Raw genomic sequence first — 5,160 nt, 5'->3', positions numbered from 1 at the left:
CTCGATCCCTTCGGCTACATGCACGTCCGCAAGGTCGAGCGTGAACTGCTCGCCGAGTACGAGGCCATGATCGCTGACCTCTCTCGTACGCTCGCAACCGACGGATACGATCGCGCCGTCGACATCGCGGCACTGCCGGACGTGGTTCGCGGCTACGAAGACATCAAGCTCGGCAACATCGAGCTGTACAAGACTCGCCTGCGCGAACTCGGAAGATCGCACTCAGATGTCTAGAAAAGCAATCCCAGCTGATGTCTCTTGGGACGCGCATGTCCGTCTAACTAGCTGCGGCTTGGCGCACCTTCGGTCGATGGGGACAACCGATAGGCTTGAAATGTACTCAATTGACTGTGAGGATACTGCCAGCGTCATTCCCCGGCTTACGACCATATTTTGGCGCCTTGGTGTCGAACTTCGGGACTTGTCTACGTGGAAGTCGTTGCCGGGCAAGCCTAAGCAAGGTGTGTTGATCATCTGTAACCGACCGCCGCGTCTAGAAGCAGAGTTTCTGGTTAAACGAATGAACAACTTGGTCGGTGTGGTCAAAATCCGTACGATAGGCCTAGATTCTGCCCGGCATTGCCGACGCGGCAGTGCGCCGCGGAATGAGGTAGCTCCTGACGCGAACGCCCCGCTGCGGAGCGGCTCTCTTTGCTGTGCTGGCCCGTCCGGGTGCCGTTCGGTGTCTGACCGGCCGGAGCTGGTCGAGAGGTGCTGTTGTTCATCGGGCGGCGTCGGCGGCTGACGGTCCCGGTCAAGTCGGCCCTGCCGACCCCTGCCCATGCCGATGGGAAACGGCTGCGGCGACAGCGGATCGACAAAGCCCTACACGCGCTCATCATTTCAGCCATGCGTCCACGGCGTCTCGATCGACGGACCCGCGAAGTCCTCGTCACCGCAGTCGGCGACAGTGCGTCGTTCGAGTTTTGGCGCGAGTTCCTCACCGGCGCCGAAGACCGCAAAAGCGTTGCGGCACTGGAGAAAGATGTCTGGATCGACAACTGGAACCAGGACCCGAAACCCTTCGTCTGGCGCAAGACCGCCGAAGAGATGCTCGTCTCCTCGCCAATATATATCGAAGATTCCAGAACCAGCACACTAGTGCAACTCAAGTCCACGCGGCTGTACCACATGTGTTGTTGCTAGCTCACTTCCATACGTTTCGACTTGGGGGTGTATCTGGCGGTCGTGATTGATTCTTGTTCTCGTCGGATGCCGACAGCGCACAGAGCTGCTATCGCAGCACCTCGACGCTGGTTCCGGCTGTTCCTCTTACCTATCGATCTCGGCCGCCAATCGCGCCAGGGCCCCGATGTCCGCGGAACGACTACCTGCCGGCCAGGCCAGCACCGTGGTGATCGCGGCGGCGTCGGTGACCGGGATCGCCACATGTTGTGGCCACTGCCACGCACGACTGGAGGTAGGAATTACCAAGAGCGCCTTGCCCAATGCGACTAGCTGGGCTATAGCCGATTGGGTACGCACCTCCGCCCCAGGACCCTCCGGGTAGCTGCCGTCAAGTTTCGGCCACCGGGCCAACGGCAGATCGGGGATATCTCGAATCAGGGAAAGCGTGACATGCGTCCGCGTCGCGAGAAAGTGGCCCGCAGGAACAATGGCCACCTGCCCCTCGGCGAGCATATCTTCGGTGTCGAAGCCGTAGAGGTCATCGACCGGCCGGTGCATGATCGCCATATCGGCCCGGCCACCACGCAGCAGCGCCGCCTGCTCCCCGACCTCACACAGCAGCACCTCGATATCAGGAATGTCACTCCGCTTGGCAGCCTCCTCAAGCAGCCGTTGCAGCAGCTCAAGGGACGCACCTGCTTTCGTCGCAAGCACCAGCTGTTCCCGAGGGCTTCCGGCTCGCCGAGTCCGGCGAGCCGCAGCCTCGACCGCCTCGATCACCATGCGCGCCTTGCTCACCAGGACCCGTCCGGCGTCGGTGAGCTCGACGCCGCGACGGTCGCGCTCGAACACCTTCACGCCGAGCCTCGACTCGAGTCGCTGGATCGCACGCGACAGCGGCGGCTGCGCGATACCGAGCCGGTCTGCAGCCCTACTGAAGTGCAGCTCGTCGGCAACGGCGAGGAAATACCGGAGCTCACGCGTTTCCAGATCAGACACGTCCACCGGCACGTTCATCATCTACGAGCGCTGGGAAAACCACGAGCTGCTCGACGCTCATCTGAGCGCACCGCGCATGCAGAAACTCGTCCCGCAGATGCTTGAACTGATCGACAGTTCCTTCGAGGACGGCATCCGTTTGCTGCTGCCCTTTCGGCCCGTACCACTAGAAGGGGCCCTCGTCGGCGGTCCCCTTCCACCCCGGGAGGCGACAAGTCTTACCGCCACCCCGAAAGTCGCTGGTGCTCCGCGTGTTTCTCCGCGCAGGGTAGCGGCACCACCACATACCAGAAAGAGAACTATGACCACGACATTGATCACCGGCGGCAACAGGGGCCTCGGCCACGAAGTGGCACGCCGCCTCGTCTAGGCCGGACAGACAGTCTGGATCGGAGCCCGAGACGCCGAGAACGGCCGTGCGCCCGCCGACCGGCTTGGTGCGCACTTCATCCAACTGGACGTGACCAACGACGCGTCGGTCAACGCTGCAGTCGAGACGCTGCGTAGGCAAGCCGGGCACCTCGACAATGTGGTGACAATGCTGCCATGGAATCTTTCTTCTCACTGCTGCAGAGCATGGCGCCGTTGGTGGCGTCGAGAATGGCGTAGACGTGGTTGCGTACGTGAGTGTCGACACCCACGACAAACGGGTGGCAATGAGCGACGATAGACATGGCGGTCACCGTACTTTTTCCTATGAGTTGGACTTGGTTGATGGCCGCAAAGGCCGGTGCCAGTCCGGGTAGGAATCACAACGGAACAGCACTGCGATGGGTCACGCCCGCAAGGGTGGACATTCTTCTAATCAAGCTACCGTGGTGGGCCGGACGGGTCCCGGCCGACCACCACCGGGGACGGACAAGTCGACCGAATGACACCTTGGGGTCAATCGCAACATGAGTCACGTCTACGGGGTGGACGGCCGGAAACTATCCGGCCAGCCAGTCCCAGACCAGCTAAACCAAGTCTCACAGTCGCAACACTTCTCCCTAGAATCTGGAGGTCGTGTTGTCGTCATCCCGTCGTGTGAAGAAGGGGCCGGGGCGTCGTCCGCAGTCGGCCAAGCGTCAGCGGTTCATGGAGCTCCGCGGCCGCGGGTGGAGCATTCTCGCGGCTGCCCGCGAAGTCGGTATATCCGAAAACCACCGGTACAACTGGTCGCGCGGCTACAAAACTTACCGCAACGGTGCGGCTGTAGGATTCGTATCTGCCTTGGAGCGGTGGGCGGTACGTGAATCTGACTAACGACACCCGCCCCATCAACCGACTCGCTGACCACCTCAACCGGTGAATCCCGCCAGCCCGACTCTTCCTGCTGCGCCCAGCGAGTGCCACCGGATTCGCTGTCACGCACGCGATTCCCAAATACACCGGCTCTAGGCTATTGCGCGCGCCGCGAACCGGAGATCAAAAATGCATCTCGGGCCATTGCTCCCCAGGGGCTCGCCTGGAACTGTCGATGCACTAGCCGAAACATCACCGGCGGGTGCGCCAGAGATCAACGCGCACAAGTCTTCACGCTCGGCGAGGACCGACGAGAGCATCAAGGTCCGTGACAAGACCTCGCCTCACACCGGCCGTGAACGAGCAGATTCAGCCAAGCCCGATCCGGCGCCGGTCCAGGTTCAACCTCCGCACCCGCGCAAACGTCGGGACGCATCCAAAAATCCAAACTATGTAAGGCCGGAGACGGCGACACGGAGCCCCCGACCACGTCGCGGCAGACACGAAAACCTCAGCAAGCGAACTTAACTCGCAGCCCGCTCACCGGCGCCCCGGTGGCGAGTCAGTGGACTGCGCCCCCTACCGTCCGCAGCCAGGACTTGACTTCGACCCGAAAGGGGGGTCAGCCGGTCGGACCGCCGCCCTCGACGAGGATGTCGAGCTCGATGGTTCACACTGGTGTCAGTCCTCGCCAAAGTCGTGGTCCCGGTGGTTCACCTCGCCAAGGCGCCAGTAGCCACGAGTGGTGACCTGAGCACGAGGTAGGCGCAGATCATCCAACAGGCGCGCGGATCTGGCGTATGGCGGTGGCCTCGCAGCCGACCCATGCATGGGTGTCAGTCGAGATCTCGCCATCTTGGAGTGCCTCGATTTCCGCGTCGGAATGTGCGCTTGTCACCCATGATGTTCACCTTTGGTTTCCTTGATCCACCGTTCGATCGCCACGTCGGCCCGCGGACCGACACTGTTGTAGAACACATCCCCCATCCGTGCCTTGTCTCCAGCGAATAGCGCCACCACCATTACGTCACTGTCGGGCGGGAACCAGCAGATCACCCGTACCGCCACACCCTCGTGATAAGAGTGCGAGGTCCGCCACACTCGGTAGCGACCCGACTGCCGCACCCGTTTGAGACCCGGCATTCGACCACCCGCGGTCGTCGCAGCTGTCGAAGTCCGCGAAGGCCTTGAACAGCTATGGCCTTGACGTCGAAGAACTCGTCAGACAGTTCCTCGAATGCTTCGGACGCTAGAACCCGCATGTGATGCGTCCGGGGGTCCCGAGCAACTGCTCGAGACCCCGAAGCATCCCGCAAGGTTCTTCAGAACCTCCCCTAACTCGGAACTTGTCCCCATCCAAAACGCGATTTGAATCGCACCGGAGTGTCCGGAGACTTTGATGTACCCCGAGTTTCGTGGAGTCGTCATATTTGACTTCCGGCTACGGGTTGACGTGTGAAGTGTACGTTCTCGAACTCGATCGGGGTCAGCATCCCGAGTGCACTGTGCCGGCGTTGGCGATTGTGGAAGATCTCGAGGTACTCGAACATGGCGTTGGCCAATTGGATCCTCGTTTTCCATCGTTTCCGATTCAAAAGTTCGGTTTGCATTCTGCCCCAGAAAGATTCGATCACTGCGTTGTCATAGCAATCGCCGATCGATCCCATCGACGGGACCAGCCCTGAGTCGTGCGCCCGGCGGGTGAACGCCCAGGACGTGAACTGCACTCCGTGGATGCTCTCCTGAGAGTCAAGCTGCTTTTCGATGGTGTCGGGTGTTCGGGGTGATGGTCTGCGGTCCAGGGTTGAG

The 5,160-nt window shown here is 61.4% G+C and carries 4 protein-coding genes and 3 pseudogenes; 3 read left to right on the top strand and 4 right to left on the bottom strand.

Annotated features, from left to right (window positions below; translation table 11 throughout):
• Together B0E55_RS31180 and B0E55_RS32750 are read left to right on the top strand one after the other, a co-directional pair.
• Positions 1-234 (top strand): DUF6537 domain-containing protein (locus tag B0E55_RS31180; RefSeq protein WP_133053483.1); only part of this gene is annotated, 234 nt, incomplete at its 5' end.
• A gap of 642 nt (positions 235-876) precedes the next feature.
• Positions 877-960 (top strand): annotated as a pseudogene (locus B0E55_RS32750) (transposase); the annotation flags it as partial.
• Positions 961-1,272: 312 nt separating this feature from the next.
• Here B0E55_RS32750 and B0E55_RS31170 read toward each other — a convergent pair.
• A complete protein-coding gene (locus B0E55_RS31170; RefSeq protein ID WP_080911172.1) occupies positions 1,273-2,148 on the bottom strand; it encodes a LysR family transcriptional regulator in 876 nt (291 codons plus the stop codon).
• Here B0E55_RS31170 and B0E55_RS32745 point away from each other — a divergent pair.
• Positions 2,039-2,497: a putative quinol monooxygenase gene (locus tag B0E55_RS32745; RefSeq protein ID WP_371326923.1), complete on the top strand. Its 459-nt coding sequence runs from the start codon at positions 2,039-2,041 to the stop codon at positions 2,495-2,497. The genes B0E55_RS31170 and B0E55_RS32745 overlap by 110 nt on opposite strands.
• Before the next feature lie 202 nt (positions 2,498-2,699).
• On the opposite strand, the pseudogene B0E55_RS31480 reads toward B0E55_RS32745, so the two are convergent.
• From B0E55_RS31480 to B0E55_RS31145, 3 genes and pseudogenes are all read right to left on the bottom strand, one after another.
• Positions 2,700-2,810 (bottom strand): annotated as a pseudogene (locus B0E55_RS31480) (IS110 family transposase); the annotation flags it as partial.
• Between the two features lie 1,435 nt (positions 2,811-4,245).
• Positions 4,246-4,494, bottom strand: coding sequence for a hypothetical protein (locus B0E55_RS31150; RefSeq protein WP_019749619.1), 249 nt, complete (start codon positions 4,492-4,494; stop codon positions 4,246-4,248).
• A 281-nt stretch (positions 4,495-4,775) separates the two neighbouring features.
• Positions 4,776-5,084, bottom strand: a pseudogene (locus B0E55_RS31145) (transposase); the annotation flags it as partial.
• Between the last annotated feature and the right edge of the window lie 76 nt (positions 5,085-5,160).

The sequence above is a fragment of the Rhodococcus sp. 66b genome, assembly GCF_002076325.1.
Lineage (GTDB): Bacteria > Actinomycetota > Actinomycetes > Mycobacteriales > Mycobacteriaceae > Rhodococcus_F > Rhodococcus_F erythropolis.
This window is presented reverse-complemented; position numbering and strand designations above follow the sequence as displayed.